Genomic DNA, 15,454 nt, shown 5'->3' with positions numbered 1-15,454 from the left:
TCAACCTTTTCTCCGGCAAGGGTGTCCGTACGCGCCGGAACCTGCGGAAACTTCCGGTTTGCGGCAGGCTGCGTCACTGTTCTGGACACCTGTAAAAGTGACATGTTTTCCCCTTTTTGTCAATTTGTGATACGTCTGCCGCCGCTCATGCGCAGGATGCCGGACGCATGGGGCGGCAACGCTCCCGTTCCGGTGCGCAAGGGGCAAGGCTCCTTTGCATGGTCCGGGCGCTTTCCTCTGGCGGCGTGCGGGCCGCCCTCCGTTTTCATGCCGGAAACTGCCCCGCTTTTTACTGGCTCCTGATGTGCATTTTTGAGAACATCCCCTTATTATGAAACCGTCCGAGATCAGGAATGTTCTGGAAGATCACGAAGTGCGCCCCAGCAAATCCCTGGGACAGAACTTCCTGACGGATGAAAATGTGGCGCGCTGGATTGTGGGCCAGCTTGAAATTCAGCCACAGGACTGCGTGGTGGAAGTAGGGCCCGGAACCGGAGCCCTGACGGAGCACGCCGCCCCTCTTTGCCGCAAATTGATTCTGGTGGAATTCGACTCCCGCCTGGCGGAATACCAGAAAGAGCGCTGGGCCGGAGACCCCCATGTGGAGGTTCACCATGCGGACGGCGCGTCCTGGGACCCGCGGGGATTGTTTGCGGAAGCTCCCGTCAAGTTCCTGGGCAACCTTCCCTATTCCGCGGGAGGCGCCATTCTCCAGAACTTCCTGTCCAGGCCCAGCGCCGTGGAACGGGCCGTGGTGATGCTCCAGAAGGAATTCATCGACCGCATTCTGGCGACTCCGGATGACGACGCCTTCGGGCTGTTGTCCCTGCGCATCCAGAAAAACTGGATTCCCCGCGCCCTGAAAACTATTCCCCCGGAAGCGTTCCATCCCCGGCCCCGGATTGATTCCACCGTGATGCTGCTCACGCCGCGCCCCGTCCGCGACCTGCCCCCGTATGACGACCGGCTGATGGACGAGCTGATGCGCAAGGCTTTCTCCCAGAGGCGCAAGCAGTTGAAAAAACAGCTTCCGGCGTCCCCTCCGTGGGAGGAAGTAGCCGCCTCCCTGGGACTTTCCCCTTCCGCCAGGGCCGAGGAACTGAATTTGGCCCAGTGGGTGGAGCTGGCGCGGGCTTACGACGCCAACCCCCTCAAGGACGTGGCGCAGAGCGGGGACGAATTGTTTGACGTGGTGGACGAACTCAACCAGATGACGGGGCAGGGCACGCGCCGGGAAATCCATGAAGGGAACCTTCTCCACCGCGCCGTGCACATGTTCCTGGTCAACAAGCATGGGGCTGTGCTCCTCCAGAAAAGATCGCTGTGGAAGGACAGGCAGCCGGGCAAGTGGGATTCCTCCGCTGCCGGGCATCTGGATGCCGGGGAAAGCTATGGGGAGGCCGCGGCGCGGGAGCTGAAGGAGGAACTGGGCATCTCCGGCTGCGAGCTGCGGAAAATTGCGGACTTTGACGCAGGTGAAAACAACGGCTGGGAATTCATCGCGCTCTATGAAGGGCGGTACTCCGGGAAAGTTCGTTTTCCCGCGGCGGAAGTGGATAGCGTGCAGTGGTTTACGCCGGAACAAATCCAGGCATGGGTGGAGCGTCGCCCGCAGGACTTCTCCCCGCGTTCATTCCGTGCTGGAATGCATGGCTGGCCGCGAACAAAAAGGCATCATTCTAACTCAAATACATATCATGATTAACCCTGATCAATTATCTCCGGAGCAGGTCCGGTCCATCCGGGACTGGGCGGAAGAAGGGCTGGATTTAAACGCCATCCAGAAGAGGCTGCATGAAGACCTGGGCATCAAGCTGACATTCATGGATACCAGGTTCCTGCTTCAGGACCTGGATATTCAAATCAGGCAGCCGGAACCGGAACCCCAGGCCGAGCAGCCGGCGGAGCTTTCCGGAGCGGCGGCTCCCCCGCCTCTCTGCTGGGTAAAACCCAGGTAACCGTGGATGAGATAACGCCTCCCCATGCCCTGATGGCCGGCAAGATTCTGTTCAGGAGCGGAGCCCAGGGCGTGTGGGACATCGACCGCACGGGCCGCATCAACTGGGACGCCACGCTCGGGGAACCCACGGCGGATGACCTGAGGGAATTTGAAACGGAGCTGCAATCCGTCATCCGCAGCCGCATGGGCGCCATGTAGGGAAAACAGCAGGCATCCCTGTGGAAATGGAACGGAGCAGCAACCCGGAACATCAGCCATGTTGCGATAAAAAAACCGGGAGGGAATCGAAAGTGAGATGACGGTAAATAAGCCGCAATGAAAATGAAATTCAAGATAACAAGCGATTTAAGGCAGGCAAAAAACATCGGGGCGGCTATAAAAAAATGCCTTAATGAAATCGGTGTGTTCACCTTGGCTGATCTTGAGAAAATGACTTCCGTTGAGGCATTTAAAAAAATATGCGGTAACTATCCTGACAAGACGGTGCCTGTATGTTATTACCTGTATTCTCTGGAAGGGGCGTTGCTGAACTTGCACTGGAATGACACTCCCTCTGAATTGAAAGAAGAATTAAAGGCAAAAATCGAGGATTGATCATTGGAATCAAATTATTGAAAAATTAATATTACCTTTACGGAGCCGGCATCCTGGCAGCGCAATTCAGGGGCGGACGGGGAAAATTCTCCTGAACTTCGTTAGGGTAATCCAAACAGCAGAAGGAAAATCTTATGGAAATACCGGATGAAATGATTGAAACGCTGGTGCCTGCCGTGCGGGAGCAGCTGGAAGCGCCGGACACTGCCTATGTCAAGGCCTGCCTGGAGCGCCTGACGGGCCGGGAAAAACTGGAAGAGCAGGAAGCCCTGGAACTGATGGCGCAGGCCCTTGCCATCACCATTAATGAGATGGTGGTGGGCGGCCGCCCCTTTGATTCGGGAAAGTACAAGGCGCTTTTGAAAGATTTGCCGGCCCTTCCGGATGAGGCTCCGTGATAAATCTCGACAATCTCCGGAATTGATTCATAATCCTTTCTTTCACTTGAAATTTTATGGCAAAAAAACCATTAGAAACAGGTGCTCCGGAAGCGTCCGCAGCCAAAAAAACGGCTGCCCGCAAAACGGCTGCCAAAAAGACGGCCTCTACGACCAAGAAGGCCGCCGCGGCTGAAAAGAAGCCCGCTGCTGACGCCGCTTCCGTAGAAGCGCCCAAAATCAAAACGGTCAAGTCCGCCCCGAAAACCGCGGCCAAGGCAAAAACCGTGAAACCCGCCAAAAAGGCGGCTGACAAGAAGGCCCCCGCCGCTGAAGCGCCGGCTCCTTCCGTGACTCCGGCTCCCGCCGCTCCCGTTGAAAAAAATACCGCTCCCGAGGCTTCCCAAAGGCCCCAGGCTGCCGCTCCGGTCAAGGTCAAGCGCGAATCCTTCCGCCCCAACCGCAACCCGGAACAGCAGGAACGCCATGAACAGCATGGCGGAGACTCCTTTGCCCAGCCGGAAACCGTGGGCGGAGCTTCTGAAGGTTCCTTCAACAAGCGCAAGCGCCGCCGCCGCAATAAAAAGGGCAACGGCTCAGAAGACCGCCAGCCCATGCAGGACTCCGCTTCCTTCAAGCAGCTGGATGGCAAGAAAGTGGCCTCCCGCGCCTGGAAAATGTTCCTGGCGGAAGTGTCTGAAGAAGGGCTTGCCCTGATGGACGACCAGACGGCGCGTGAAGCCGCGCGCCGCGCCTTCCGCTGCGCGGAATTCTTCATGATGGAAGAATCCCGCCGCAAGCACGCCCAGAAGGCCGCCCCCCAGCAGCAGGAAAAAGCTTCCTCTCCGGAGGAAGACCGTGATTCCGAAGAGGATTCCGGCGAAGAATAATCCCGGCCTGTTCCGTTTTTGCCCTGCGGCTTGTGCCGCGGGGCTTTTTTATGCCCTTGGGAAAGACCTCTGAAAGGTGGCGGTGCTCTCCTAGGAAAGGCCGTTCCGGAAATGCGCTGGCGTCGTTTTCCCCTGATTTGAAGAATGGAAAACCCCTGTTTCACGCTTAAAGGTTCTTCCTGAATGGGAGCGAATCGGTCTATTCTTCCGGCGTCTGTGAATGGCTGGACTTTTTTATCCGGGACATGGATGAGGGAAACGGGTTGAACCCGGTTTGCTTGACTGGGGCGGGATGGACACTCCTCCATCCATGCCGCTCTCATCAAGGAACGTCATGGGCATGGATGCCGCCGCCTTTTACGGTGGAAAAAAGCAGGGAAGGGTTGCGTTTTTGCCGTATTCCTGTTTATACCTTCTTGCCGCGCCATTTTCCGCTCTTCAGGTACCACCACGCCAGTGCTATCAGGGCAATGCCGTAAACGTGTTCGGAGAACCAGCAGAGAGCCACGTCAGGCTTGAGCCTGATGACGATGTAATAAACGGCGGCGGTGTAAACAGTCAGGGAAATCATCTCCATGATGAAGCCCGCCTTCGTGTTGCCCGTGCCGGATACGGCATTAAACAGGATGAATGCCGGAGCCATGATCAGGGTGGAGGTGGACATCACATAAACGGAATTAATGCTGGCGGCAATCAGGGACGGATTATCCGTGAAAACTCTGAGAACGGGTTCCGGGAACAGGCACAGGATAACAAGCAGCGGAACCAGGATGGCATACGTCAGGTTAAGCGTCATCCCGCAGGTTCTGAACAGATAGCGCTGTTCCCCCGCGCCGATCTGGTTGCTGATGAGGGCCCCCGCCGTGGTGGCGAAGGCGCTGATCACCATGATGAGCAGCGCGGAAATATTGCGCACGATGTTGGTCACGGCCAGGGGGCGTTCCCCCAGGTGTTCAATCGCCAGGAAAAAGATGAACCAGATGGAGACGGAAATGAAGGACTGCACCATGGTCCAGCCGGAAATGGACAGCATGCCTTTCAGCAGATGGGGACGGAACGTGAACGCCCGGCGGAAGCCGTACTTCCGCTTGTCTGCCGTCGTGCCCGTGTAAATGATGAAAAAGAGGAGGGAAACGGCCTCCGACACGCTGGAGGCAATGGCCGCCCCGGCGATGCCCATGACGGGAAAGCCGCCTTTCCCGAAAATGAGGCAGTAATTCAGCACCACGTTGCTCAGGAGCATCACGACGGAATTGATCGTCAGAATCTTCGTTTGGGTAATCCCCACGTAATAAGCGCGGAACATCACGCAGAGGAAGGAGAAAAAGATGCCGTAGGTGCGCCAGTGCAGGTAATCCGCCGTGGCGTCGTAAACCTGCGGGGACTCGATGATATCCCGCAGGATGATGGGCGAAAAATATTGGGAGGCGGTGAACAGAACCACCGCCAGGGCCAGCATGAAATAACAACCCTGGATCATGGTGGGTCCAATGCGGTTGTAACGGCGTTCCCCGTTGCGGCGCGCAATGATGATTTGCGCCCCGAATCCGAAGCCGAAAGCCAGCATGAACATGGCCATGTAATACACGCCGCCCAGGGCGCACGCTCCCAGCGCCACATCCCCCACGCGGCCCAGGAAAATGGCGTCCGTCAGGCCGATCATGTGCTCAATGATCAGGCTGATCATGAGGGGATACGACATGAGCCATATCTTTTGATAGGAAATAAAGGAGGGATTATTCATAACAAGGGCGTCCCGCGGGCATGATCTGCCGGGAGCAGGCGCTAAAGGTCCGGCATTCTTGACTCAAACCGTTTTCATGCAAGAAAGAAATGCGTTTGTCTCCGTGCATGTCATGAAAAACGGAGAAAAACCGCGGGTCAGCTGAGGGGAAGCCTGGTCTCCGGATACCGCAGCGGAGACTTGCTGGGCTGTTTCATGAACGCCAGCACGAATGCCACCATGCCCACGCGGCCCACGATCATGTTAAACACGATAATCCATTTGCCCGCATCGCTGAGTTCCGGCGTGACGTTCCAGGAAAAACCTACCGTGGCGAAGGAGCTGACCACCTCGAAAAACAGGCGTTCCAGGCTCAGTCCCGGTTCCGCAAAACACATGACCGTGGTCATCATGCCTACCCAGGCCCCGGCCAGGATAACGGTGATGACGGCGCGCTCCACCACGCTGCGGGCAATCCGGCGCTTGTGCATCACCACGTCCTGCTTGCCCTGCAAGATGCGCGCCACCTCCCCGCAGGAAACGGCGAACGCGGTGGTATGGACGCCCCCCGTCGTGGAACCGGGATTGCCGCCGATGAACATGAGCGCCCCCAGGAACAGGGCGTACGGGACGCTGTTGAGCGCCATGTCTGAAATATTGAACCCGGCGGTGCGCGCCGTGGCGTTGAACAGGCTTTCCCACAGAATCCAGTACCAAGGATCGGCAGAAGTGAACAGGCTGCCGTCAATCGCCTTGATCAGGAACAGGATCAATCCGCCGCCCAGCACCAGCGCGGCGGTCATGCGCACGACCAGCCAGCTGTACGTGGACCAGTGGCGGCTGATAGTGTTCCGGCTGTCCCAGCCCAGGGCCACCCTGGCGCGGCGGACGATCTCCAGGTACATCGCAAACCCCAGGCTGCCGCAGAGCACCATCACCATGATGGTAATCTGGCCGCCCATATTGTAGGCCACATCCGGCGTAGCCAGGTTGTCCGCAAACAGGCTGAACCCTGCGTTGCAGAAGCCGGAAACGGAATGGAACACGGCGTACCACCAGAGCGTGTCCCCCTCCAGCCCCGGTACGTTCCTCCAGGAAAAATAAAGGGCTATGGCTCCCAGTGCCTCCACCCCGAACGTGACGGCAATGATGTTCTTGATGAACCGGTCCACCTGGGCGATGCCCTCTTCATCCAGCAGGTTGCTGATGGTCACCTTGGAACGCAGGCTCAGGCCCTGGCCCACCATCAGGGAGACGAAATAAGTGAACGTCATGATGCCGAAAGCGCCTACCTGGAAAAGCACCAGCAAAATGGTCTGCCCGTAATTGGTGAAATGCTCATGGACGTTCAGGGGCACGAGCCCCGTGACGCAGACGGCGCTGGTGCTGATGAAATAGGCGTCCGTAGGGGAAAGAATGATGCCGTCCTTGGTAGCGCCGGGCGACATGAGGAGGGTTCCCCCAGCGTAATGAAGGCAATCAGCGTGAGCAGGAAAAGCAGGGCCGGGCGGATGCGCGGCAGGTGGAACCCCCGGTTCCGGCGGGCCAGGCGGAAAAAATACTCCTTCAGGTTCAGCAGGGGAGCCGCTCCGTAGCAGAGGCAGAGGGCGCGGAAAATATTCTGAAGCTCTATTCTGGAAATAAAGGTGGAATTGAAAAAATTCCCGGCCAGCATGACCAGGATAAGGAGGCCCAGCCCCAGTTCCATCCACCGCGGGTTCCGGATGGACTTGGCAAGCCACTTTTCCCGCAGGATGCCGAGAACTCCGGTAAGCTGGCCGAGCACCAGCAGGGACAGGATTTCCCGGAAATAACGCAGGGAAAGCTGGTCCTCATGAATTTCTCCGAAACCGTTCCACCACAGCAGCCACATCAGGGCGGCCAGCGTACACAGGCCGAACCCCATTTCCATGACCTCAAAACGGTTCAATAGCGGTTTTTCCCTCGTCTCATTCACAAGCCTGAAATGGTGGTGCCTCTGATGCTGAGGGGAGACTACTGCATACGGAAGGATTTGAGAAGCCCTTATATCGTTTCCATGCCGTCCCGGTTGCCGGGGGAAAGAGGCCCTGGAAAATATTTTCTTTCATGTGCAGGAAAATAGTTGCCAATCCGCCGCCGCTGTGCATAATAACCCCCGTTCTTACCAAACCATGTGCGCTCGTGGCGGAATTGGTAGACGCGCTAGATTCAGGTTCTAGTGGGGGTTCCCCCGTGAAGGTTCGAGTCCTTTCGGGCGCACCAAACAAGGCCGTGCAAGTTAACTGCTTGCACGGCCTTACTGGTTTCTTGAGGATAGCGGTTTCCATTCAAAATGGCATCAGGTGCGGGAAAACGGGGCATTTTTTTTGCAAATGACGGGAGTGGTGCTGCGAGGAAAGCTGCGCCCGCGGGGAATGAACGCGGAGCGCCTCAGTATTGTCTTGCAGTCAATAGAGAAATTAAAATCCCATGTTCCCCGTTAAATGTTTTTTCTTTTCCGCTTCCGTTGTTTTATTCCTCATGTGCGCGTTTGCTCCGGCCGGGCGTGCGGAGGCGAAGATTGAGGACGTCGCCTCGTTCAAGGGGGCGCAGGTGACCGGAGTAACGGTGTCGGACAAGGGCAGGATTTTTGTCAATTTTCCCCGCTGGCGGGAGCAGATTCCGTGCTCCGTGGCGGAGGTCCGCAAGGACGGCAGCTATACCCCTTATCCGGATGAGAAAACCAACCGGTGGGAGAAGGGAATGCCCGGAGACGGAGATGCGTTTGTGTGCGTGCAGTCCGTGGTTGCGGACGGAGACAGGCTTTATGTGATTGATACGAAGAATCCCATGATCGGCAAGACTGTCGCCGTTCCTGCATTGTACGTGTATGACCTCAATACGGACAAGCTTGTCAGGAAGTATCCCCTGGCGGAATCCACCAGCCCGGATTCCTATGTTAATGACCTGCGCGTGGACCGTGAGCATGGCAAAATTTATTTTACGGATTCCAACGATCCGGGGTTGATCGTCCTGGACATGAAGAGCGGAGAGAATTATCGAATGCTGGACCATCACCCCTATACGACGGCGGAACAGGACCATGTCACCGTTGAGGGGAAGAGGCATGACGGAAAAGTCCATGCCGACGGGATTGCCCTGGACCGGAAGAACGGCATCCTGTATTTCCACGCCCTGACGGGTAAAACCCTGTATGGAATACCCACCCGCCAACTGATTGACCGGAAGGTGGATGAAAGCAGGATTTTTTCCATGAAAACGCCTTCCCCGGACGGCATGATCATGGACGACCGGGGCAACCTTTACATGGGGGACCTGGAAGAGAACCGCATTGTCTATCTCACTCCGGACCGCAAGGAGATCAAGGTTCTGGCTTCCGGGGACGGAATCAGCTGGCCGGACACGTTCAGCATTCATGACGGGTACCTGTATTTCACCAATTCCCGCATTCAGGAAGCCAGCGGGGATATTTCCAAGATGGAGTTTACGCTGAAAAGGGTGAAGCTGCCGGAATAAGCGGCCTGGGCGGAGCGGAGGATGGCTGAGCCTCCGGCATCTGTGCCGTGAAACCGCTTGCGCCCTGCCGCCCTCCGCCGGAACCGCGACGTGGCTTGCCCCTGTTCCGGAGGTATTCTTCATCTTCCTTTACATGACAGGCGCCCCGGGCTACAGTCCCCGCGTTTTTCAGGAAGGCAATGATTCTTTTCAACTGTGACTACAGTGAAGGCGCCCATGCGGATATTCTCCGCAGGCTGGCGGAAACGAATATGGAACAGACAGCCGGGTATGGGGAGGACCCCTATTGCGACCGGGCCCGGGAGCTGATCGCTAATTTGTGCGGCAGAACGGACCTGGACATTCATTTCCTCATTGGAGGAACCCAGACCAATTTCACGGTGATTGCGGCGGCCTTGCGCCCCCATCAATGCGTGCTGTGCGCGGATGCGGGCCATATCAACGTCCATGAGTCGGGAGCGGTGGAGGCGTGCGGCCACAAGGTTTCCGCCATTCCATCCCTGGACGGGAAGCTGACGGCCCGGCAGATTGAGGATGCGTGGCACGCCCATTGGGACGACGAAACCCATGAACACATGCCTCAGCCCCGGATGGTTTATATTTCCCAGCCGACGGAGCTGGGGACCATTTATTCCCGGAGGGAACTTCAGGAGATTTCCGAAGTCTGCCGCCGCCGGGGGCTGTACCTGTATATGGACGGCGCGCGCCTCGGCTACGGCTTGTGCGATGAAGGCAATGATTTGGATCTGCCGGCAATTGCCTCCCTCTGCGACGCCTTTTACATCGGCGGCACGAAGGTCGGCGCCCTGTTCGGGGAAGCCCTGGTGCTGCGCCATGATGCCCTGAAGGAGGATTTCCGCTACATTGCCAAGCAGAAGGGCGGCCGGCTCGCGAAAGGGAGGCTTCTGGGCATCCAGTTTCTGGAGCTGTTCCGTGACGGCCTTTATTTCCGCCTGGGGGCCCACGCGGACCGTCTGGCCGTGATGCTCCGGGATTTCTGCCGCGCCAGGGGACTGGCGCTCCCCGTTGCCAGCGGGACGAACCAGCAGTTCGTCACGATGCCCGATTACGTCCTGGATGAGTTGGGGAAGAAGTACGGCTTTGCCTACCTGCGCCGGGAGGACCCCTCCCACAGTACCGTGCGTTTCTGCACGAGCTGGGCCACGCGGGAGGAAGACGTGCGGGAGTTGATGGCAGATATCGGCCGTTTGTGCTGAGGTGTTCCCGTTTCCGGGGAGCGCCGGGGTACCTGCACCGGGTTTCATTGTCTGCGGGGGCAGGGGGAAGATTGTTCTCCGGCTCATCCCTGGGAAGCGGTATTGAGCTTTCCGGAATGCGGAAGGGCGGGGATGGCACGGATATGTCCTTGACCGTGCAGCAACCATGGCCGGGGGGACGCGTCCTCCGCCCGGCATGGAATAAATTTTCCGGAAGGATGCTCCGGCTGCGATTTTGGCTGTAAAAGGCTTTTTCATGGTGTATAGGTGGCTTCTGTTGAAACAGAGGCGTTCCGTACGCCGTACTATCATAGCCATGGAACCCTTACTCTCTCCCGACAGCAAACGCATTTATGTGGTGGACGCCCTGCGCGGTTTTGCCGTGATGGCAATCATGCTGCTGCATTTTCTGGAACATTTCATCTACAATTCCTATCCCGTGGCTTCCTCCCCGGTGATGGAGGCGGCCAACCAGCAGTTCAAGGACGCTTTTTTCTTCCTGTTTGCCGGAAAGTCCTACACCATTTTCGCCCTGTTGTTCGGGTTCACCTTTGCCATCCAGTACCGCAACCAGGCCCGGAAGGGCCGTGACTTTGCGGGCAGGTTTGTCTGGCGCATGTGCCTGCTGGCGGTGTTCGCCTGCATGAATGCGGTGTTTTTTCCGGGCGGAGACGTGCTGCTGACCTTCGCCATCGCAGGGCTGCTCCTGGTGCCGTGCCGCCGGCTGAAGACTTCCACTCTGGTGGTATTATCCCTGTTCTTCCTGGCCCAGCCCCTGGAATGGGCGTATGCGGCAGCGCAGTGGGTGAGTCCGGCCTGGGCGCCTCCCTCCCTGGCTGTTGCGGAATCGTACGCTGCCCTGAAAACGGCTGTGGATACGGGCAATTTCTGGCTGATGGCGTGGGAGAACCTGACGGTGGGGCAGTGGGCAAGCCTGGCCTGGGGCATTGAGGCGGGGCGCCTGATGCAGGCTCCGGGACTGTTTCTGCTGGGGTTCGTGCTGGGGCGGCAGGATTTCTTTTTGCAGAATGACCGGAATGCCATGTTCTGGACCCGGGGGATGCTTCTTTCCCTGGCCGGAGCCGTGGCGTTTTATGTGGTGATGTCCCTGCCGGATTTGCCTGCCCCGGTGCACACCGTGTTCACCATGTGGCACAATGTCTGCTTTACCGGCGTGTGGGTAGCCGGGTTCGTCCTGCTGTACCGGCTGGAATATTTCAGGAAAGTGACGGTTCCTCTGCTGACTTATGGACGCATGAGCCTGACCAACTATGTCTCCCAGTCTCTGATAGGCTCCCTGATTTTCTTCCCGTACGCGCTGGGGCTGGCTCCTTATTGCGGGTATCTGGCCAGCTTTACAATCGGCTGCGCCGCCATGGCCGGGCAGATATGGTTCTGCCGCTGGTGGCTGGAGCGGCACCGTTACGGGGTGCTGGAAGGGCTGTGGCACCGGGCAACCTGGCTGGGCGCCGGAAAGGCGGCCAAGCCGGAAGCCCGGTAGAAACGGTGATTTTCTCCGGTACAGGTTATTTTGCCGGTACCTGGTCGTAAAAGACGAGGGACGCTTTTTCCAGCGTGTGCTGCCAGAGCTGGAAGCCTACCTGGGCGGCCGGGGTATCCGGAGCCACGGGCAGCGATGCCGTATCCAGCGCATAAACGGTGACCAGGTACAGGTGCCACCCGTGGCCCGGGGGAGGGAAGCTGCCGCTGTAGCCCGCGAATCCGGCGTCATTGCGAATTTGGACCGCCTGCTCCGGCATCAGGCGGGTGGCCGGATTTCCGGCATCCGCGTGCAGTTCCCTGACGGAGGCGGGAATGTTGACGGCCAGCCAGTGCCAGAATCCGCTTCCGGTAGGCGCGTCCCGGTCATGGATGGTAACGGCAAAGCTTTTTGTTCCTTCCGGCGGATTGGTCCAGAAGAGCTCGGGGGACTGATTGCCGCCGCCTATGCTGGTGTGCCGGTGGACAGGCGTGGCAACGCCGCCCAGGTCCTTGCTGTGGAGTGTAAATGATGAAGGCATAAGGTCAGGATTTTATTTCAGTGTTGTTCGTTCAAAATGAGGGGAAGGGTTCAGGAGATTGTGTGGAGGGGCTTGCTGCCGGGCTGTCCGGCGGCTTTCTCCCGGATGCTCCAGATTCATTCCTTGTTGATTTTTTCCTTCCAGTCGTGTTCGGTTGGTTCCCTGGTACGGGAAAGGGTGCCGTTCCAGATGGCGCTTTCCTTTGAAAGGGAGATGTAGTATTGCGTGGCGTATGGAAGGGCGGACGGACATCGGCGGCTTTTTCGGCCTGGAATTGCCGGAATACGGCAATTTCCCTCAGTGGCATCCCGGCCGGAGCGTGGCCGTGAATTCCGGCAGGCGCGCTTTGGAGTATATCCTGCGCCGCCTGGGGGGCGTGCGCCGTGTCCACGTGCCCCTTTATACGTGCGGAACGGTGCTGGAACCGATGGAACGGCTTCACATTCCCGTTATTCCTTACCGCATTGACGGGCATCTGGAGCCGGAAGAATTGCCGGAGCTGGAGGAAGGAGAATTCCTGCTGTATACAAACTACTTCGGCATCAAGGAGAAGTACGTGGACCGGCTGGCCTCCCGGTATGGCGGCAGGCTGGTTGTGGACAATGCGCTGGCCTTGTATTCTCCCGCCCGTCCCGGCGTGGCGTCCCTGTACAGTCCGCGCAAGTTTTCCGGCCTTCCGGACGGGGGAATCGCCGTCATGGACGCAGACCAGCCGCTGCCGGAACCGGAGGAACGGGATGAGTCTCTGCCGGATGCCGCCTTTCTGCTGGGATGCCTGGAACGTGGGCCGGAAAGGGCTTCCGCCGCCTGCGGACGGAACGAACGGAGGCTGGAAAACGCCCCCCTGCGGAAAATGTCCCGTCTGACGGAGCGGTTAATGCGCGGAATTGATTACGAGCAGGCGCGATTGCGCCGCATGGACAATTTCCTGTTTCTGCACGAAAGGCTGGGACATCTGAACCGCCTTTCCGTGGAGCCGGATTCCTTGTCCGCTCCATTTTGCTATCCGTTTTGGACGGCTTTTCCCGAGCTGAGGAATGTGCTGATTGATGAACGCATCCTGGTTCCCCTGCTGTGGCCGGAGGTGCTGGAACAGGCCCCGGAGGGCAGCCTGGAACGGAAGCTGGCGCTGCATCTTCTGCCGCTTCCCGTGGACCAGCGCTGCGGGCCGCAGGACATGGAGCGCGTCGTCCGGACCGTGGAGAATTTTTATTCCTGAAACAAGGAGGAACTATTTTGTTAGAGCGGCAATAAGACGTTGACGGTGTGAATGGAATGCTCTAACATTTTTGAATGTCCGACTATCTCTCTTCTCTGGGCTATCCTTTCCGTGGAAGGCCCATGGTTTTTGCCTTTGCCGTCCTCATTGTATGGGCCATGTTCCTGGCGGCCTGGGCGCCCCTCATCGGCTGGATTGCCATTTTTTGTTTCCTGCAACCGTTCATGTGCGCCTTTTTCATGAAGATGGTGCAGCGGTCCGCCATGGGGGAGGAGGAAATCTGCCTCTTTCCGGAGTTGGAGGAATGGCTGGACAATCTGATGATGCCTTACATCCGGCTGGTGATGTGCATGGCAGTCTCCTTCCTGCCTCTGGTCATTTATCTGGGAGTGATGGACTGGGACATGGACAGCCCCCTTATCTGGCTGTTCATTGCGGCGGGTGCAGCTTATTTCCCGGGCGTTTTCATGAGGACTTCCGTGCTGGAAAGTTTTTCCGGGCTTTCTCCCGCGGGCTGGTGGGGGCTTGTCAGAAAGGCGCCTCTTCCCTATGCCGGGCTGCTCGGCGCCATCTGCGCGGGGGGATGGGTGATTCTGAGCCTTCCTTCCGGGTTTCTGATGGATTTTGCCATGGCGCCCGTGAAGCTGTATGTCGCCTGCGTGCTGATGAACATGTGCGGCTTGTTCATGCTCAAGCATGAATTTGCCGGGGAAGAGGAGGAGGGCGGTTTTTCCATCTCCGGTCCCGCCGCTTCATGACTGCCGCCGTTCCGGCAGCGCCGGGGAAAGTGAGGCTTATTTGGCAGACTCCCTGTCCAGATTGAGGATGCCCAGCACGGACATGTTCCCTTCCGCATCCTTGCCGGAGGGAAGGTAGACCTTGGCATTGTTCAGCATGTTTTCAAAGGCCTTGGCGCGGAGCACGTTCGGCCCCATGGCCTTTTCCTTCAGCGCCAGACCCGCCGCTTCCGCCCTGGCGGCTTCCAGGGAAGCTTCCGCGCGCGCTTTCCCCTGCATGACGATGACTTTGGCTTCCGCCTCGCCGCGTGCCAGATTAGCGTTCGCTTCCTGGCGCGCTATTTCCATTTTCATGGCTCCTTCCGCCTCCCCGCGTGCGCGCTGGATGGCGATGTCCTTCCGGGCGATTTGCAGCTCCGTCTCCTTCCGTTCATTTTCCTGGGTGGTCTGCACTTTCTTCACGACGGATTCAATGATGGCCTGCGGAGGATTGGTTTCTCCCACGGCTACGGAATCCACGATGAAGGGGGTGCCGTCCAGTCGCTTGCTCAACTGCGTGTAAACGTTGTCGGAAATCTTTTGCAGGCTGCCGGAGGCGTCCAGGGCGTTGTACTGGCTCAATTCCGCCCGTACGGCGGTGCGGAAGGGCTGCTGGATGAAATTCTTGTAGGCAAACAGCATGATCTCGTCCGCCACTTCGTCGTCATTGCGGCCGGAGCTCTGCGCGATGCCGCCGTAATCCTCCATGAATTCCTTCACTCGGGACGGGTCCAGGCGGTAAACCAGGGAGGCCTTGCAGGAGATGGGCAGTTTGTCCTTGCCCAGGATGGCGCCGCCGTTGCGGGCATCGAATTCCTCCACCGTGGTATCCGGCGTGATGGAAACCTTGCTGACTTCCCTCCGCCATACCCATCCCGTGGAGGATGGCCCGATCAGGATGCCCTCAAACTTGTTCTGGCCGAAAATGGGCTTGGAATAGACGTAGCCGGCAAAACCGGACAGCACGCGCTTGTTGCTGAAATTGTAAAAGGAGAAGGCCGCCGCACCCGCAGCAATGATGACAATGGCGGGAATGAGCAGGGAAAGGAAAGTTCTGGGAGTTTTATTCATGAGAGAGTAGTGGTTGTGACGGTTTCCAACATAAAAGGCACCCGGTGAAAATCAAGTTCTCTTTTTCCGTCCGGCCGCAGGGGAAATTCCGGTGAAGAGCGCGTTTCA

The 15,454-nt window shown here is 58.1% G+C and carries 16 protein-coding genes and 1 tRNA gene; 12 read left to right on the top strand and 5 right to left on the bottom strand.

Features of this window, described 5'->3' with window-relative positions; all coding sequences use genetic code 11:
• Positions 1–331 precede the first annotated feature (331 nt).
• The 6 genes from rsmA (at position 332) to PVA48_RS03595 (ending at position 3,821) form a co-directional block, all read left to right on the top strand.
• Positions 332–1,705 carry a 16S rRNA (adenine(1518)-N(6)/adenine(1519)-N(6))-dimethyltransferase RsmA gene (rsmA, locus tag PVA48_RS03620; protein ID WP_423232241.1) on the top strand — a complete coding sequence of 458 codons (1,374 nt, stop codon included), beginning with the start codon at positions 332–334 and terminating at the stop codon, positions 1,703–1,705.
• A complete protein-coding gene (locus tag PVA48_RS03615; protein ID WP_423232240.1) occupies positions 1,698–1,958 on the top strand; it encodes a hypothetical protein in 261 nt (86 codons plus the stop codon). Before rsmA ends, PVA48_RS03615 begins: the two co-directional genes overlap by 8 nt.
• Positions 1,959–1,960: 2 nt before the next feature.
• On the top strand, positions 1,961–2,158 hold the full coding sequence (locus PVA48_RS03610) for a hypothetical protein (protein WP_309556964.1): 198 nt from the start codon (positions 1,961–1,963) through the stop codon (positions 2,156–2,158).
• 117 nt (positions 2,159–2,275) lie between these two features.
• On the top strand, positions 2,276–2,554 hold the full coding sequence (locus PVA48_RS03605; protein ID WP_215458508.1) for a TfoX/Sxy family protein: 279 nt from the start codon (positions 2,276–2,278) through the stop codon (positions 2,552–2,554).
• 134 nt (positions 2,555–2,688) lie between these two features.
• The gene (locus tag PVA48_RS03600; RefSeq protein WP_022398161.1) at positions 2,689–2,952 is read left to right on the top strand and encodes a hypothetical protein; all 264 of its coding nucleotides are present in this window, start codon (positions 2,689–2,691) and stop codon (positions 2,950–2,952) included.
• 56 nt (positions 2,953–3,008) lie between these two features.
• Positions 3,009–3,821 (top strand): hypothetical protein, encoded by an 813-nt coding sequence (locus PVA48_RS03595; RefSeq protein WP_146019179.1) that lies wholly within the window; start codon positions 3,009–3,011, stop codon positions 3,819–3,821.
• A gap of 406 nt (positions 3,822–4,227) precedes the next feature.
• Here the strand turns inward: PVA48_RS03595 and PVA48_RS03590 are convergent, their stop codons facing one another.
• The 3 genes from PVA48_RS03590 to PVA48_RS03580 all read right to left on the bottom strand — a co-directional run bounded on the left by PVA48_RS03590 (position 4,228) and on the right by PVA48_RS03580 (position 7,501).
• Positions 4,228–5,565, bottom strand: coding sequence for an MATE family efflux transporter (locus PVA48_RS03590; protein WP_022398159.1), 1,338 nt, complete (start codon positions 5,563–5,565; stop codon positions 4,228–4,230).
• 137 nt (positions 5,566–5,702) lie between these two features.
• Positions 5,703–6,992 carry a potassium transporter TrkG gene (locus tag PVA48_RS03585; protein WP_251827872.1) on the bottom strand — a complete coding sequence of 430 codons (1,290 nt, stop codon included), beginning with the start codon at positions 6,990–6,992 and terminating at the stop codon, positions 5,703–5,705.
• Positions 6,893–7,501, bottom strand: coding sequence for a hypothetical protein (locus PVA48_RS03580; RefSeq protein WP_423232239.1), 609 nt, complete (start codon positions 7,499–7,501; stop codon positions 6,893–6,895). Before PVA48_RS03580 ends, PVA48_RS03585 begins: the two co-directional genes overlap by 100 nt.
• Before the next feature lie 200 nt (positions 7,502–7,701).
• Between PVA48_RS03580 and PVA48_RS03575 the strand changes: the two genes are divergently transcribed.
• From PVA48_RS03575 to PVA48_RS03560, 4 genes are all read left to right on the top strand, one after another.
• Positions 7,702–7,788: transfer RNA gene (locus tag PVA48_RS03575), tRNA-Leu, on the top strand.
• Between the two features lie 258 nt (positions 7,789–8,046).
• Positions 8,047–9,042, top strand: a complete 996-nt coding sequence (locus PVA48_RS03570) for an L-dopachrome tautomerase-related protein (RefSeq protein ID WP_180972870.1) — start codon at positions 8,047–8,049, stop codon at positions 9,040–9,042.
• A 179-nt stretch (positions 9,043–9,221) separates the two neighbouring features.
• The gene (locus PVA48_RS03565; protein ID WP_102728676.1) at positions 9,222–10,259 is read left to right on the top strand and encodes a threonine aldolase family protein; all 1,038 of its coding nucleotides are present in this window, start codon (positions 9,222–9,224) and stop codon (positions 10,257–10,259) included.
• A 316-nt stretch (positions 10,260–10,575) separates the two neighbouring features.
• Positions 10,576–11,760: a DUF418 domain-containing protein gene (locus PVA48_RS03560; RefSeq protein WP_102728677.1), complete on the top strand. Its 1,185-nt coding sequence runs from the start codon at positions 10,576–10,578 to the stop codon at positions 11,758–11,760.
• 25 nt (positions 11,761–11,785) lie between these two features.
• Here the strand turns inward: PVA48_RS03560 and PVA48_RS03555 are convergent, their stop codons facing one another.
• Positions 11,786–12,280, bottom strand: a complete 495-nt coding sequence (locus PVA48_RS03555; protein ID WP_102726516.1) for a YbhB/YbcL family Raf kinase inhibitor-like protein — start codon at positions 12,278–12,280, stop codon at positions 11,786–11,788.
• A gap of 232 nt (positions 12,281–12,512) precedes the next feature.
• Between PVA48_RS03555 and PVA48_RS03550 the strand changes: the two genes are divergently transcribed.
• Together PVA48_RS03550 and PVA48_RS03545 are read left to right on the top strand one after the other, a co-directional pair.
• Positions 12,513–13,499, top strand: coding sequence for a hypothetical protein (locus PVA48_RS03550; protein WP_102721255.1), 987 nt, complete (start codon positions 12,513–12,515; stop codon positions 13,497–13,499).
• Between the two features lie 74 nt (positions 13,500–13,573).
• Positions 13,574–14,257: a hypothetical protein gene (locus tag PVA48_RS03545; protein ID WP_423232238.1), complete on the top strand. Its 684-nt coding sequence runs from the start codon at positions 13,574–13,576 to the stop codon at positions 14,255–14,257.
• 36 nt (positions 14,258–14,293) lie between these two features.
• Here the strand turns inward: PVA48_RS03545 and PVA48_RS03540 are convergent, their stop codons facing one another.
• On the bottom strand, positions 14,294–15,346 hold the full coding sequence (locus PVA48_RS03540; RefSeq protein ID WP_022398151.1) for an SPFH domain-containing protein: 1,053 nt from the start codon (positions 15,344–15,346) through the stop codon (positions 14,294–14,296).
• Positions 15,347–15,454: the final 108 nt, after the last annotated feature.

The sequence above is a fragment of the Akkermansia sp. JRP_AM1 genome, from assembly GCF_049262625.1.
GTDB classification, from domain to species: Bacteria; Verrucomicrobiota; Verrucomicrobiia; order Verrucomicrobiales; family Akkermansiaceae; genus Akkermansia; species Akkermansia massiliensis.
The sequence above is the reverse complement of the archived record's forward strand: the minus strand, read 5'-3'. Positions and strand labels throughout refer to the sequence as shown.

Excerpts from the sequence above, each read along its gene's own strand:
- PVA48_RS03550 (WP_102721255.1), top strand. The coding sequence starts at position 12,513 with ATGGAAGGGCGGACGGACATCGGCGGCTTTTTCGGCCTGGAATTGCCG.
- PVA48_RS03545 (WP_423232238.1), top strand. The coding sequence starts at position 13,574 with ATGTCCGACTATCTCTCTTCTCTGGGCTATCCTTTCCGTGGAAGGCCC.
- PVA48_RS03565 (WP_102728676.1), top strand. The coding sequence starts at position 9,222 with ATGATTCTTTTCAACTGTGACTACAGTGAAGGCGCCCATGCGGATATT.
- PVA48_RS03560 (WP_102728677.1), top strand. The coding sequence starts at position 10,576 with ATGGAACCCTTACTCTCTCCCGACAGCAAACGCATTTATGTGGTGGAC.
- PVA48_RS03585 (WP_251827872.1), bottom strand. The coding sequence starts at position 6,992 with ATGTCGCCCGGCGCTACCAAGGACGGCATCATTCTTTCCCCTACGGAC.
- PVA48_RS03540 (WP_022398151.1), bottom strand. The coding sequence starts at position 15,346 with ATGAATAAAACTCCCAGAACTTTCCTTTCCCTGCTCATTCCCGCCATT.
- PVA48_RS03570 (WP_180972870.1), top strand. The coding sequence starts at position 8,047 with ATGTGCGCGTTTGCTCCGGCCGGGCGTGCGGAGGCGAAGATTGAGGAC.
- PVA48_RS03615 (WP_423232240.1), top strand. The coding sequence starts at position 1,698 with ATGATTAACCCTGATCAATTATCTCCGGAGCAGGTCCGGTCCATCCGG.
- PVA48_RS03605 (WP_215458508.1), top strand. The coding sequence starts at position 2,276 with ATGAAAATGAAATTCAAGATAACAAGCGATTTAAGGCAGGCAAAAAAC.
- PVA48_RS03590 (WP_022398159.1), bottom strand. The coding sequence starts at position 5,565 with ATGAATAATCCCTCCTTTATTTCCTATCAAAAGATATGGCTCATGTCG.
- rsmA (WP_423232241.1), top strand. The coding sequence starts at position 332 with ATGAAACCGTCCGAGATCAGGAATGTTCTGGAAGATCACGAAGTGCGC.
- PVA48_RS03600 (WP_022398161.1), top strand. The coding sequence starts at position 2,689 with ATGGAAATACCGGATGAAATGATTGAAACGCTGGTGCCTGCCGTGCGG.
- PVA48_RS03595 (WP_146019179.1), top strand. The coding sequence starts at position 3,009 with ATGGCAAAAAAACCATTAGAAACAGGTGCTCCGGAAGCGTCCGCAGCC.
- PVA48_RS03555 (WP_102726516.1), bottom strand. The coding sequence starts at position 12,280 with ATGCCTTCATCATTTACACTCCACAGCAAGGACCTGGGCGGCGTTGCC.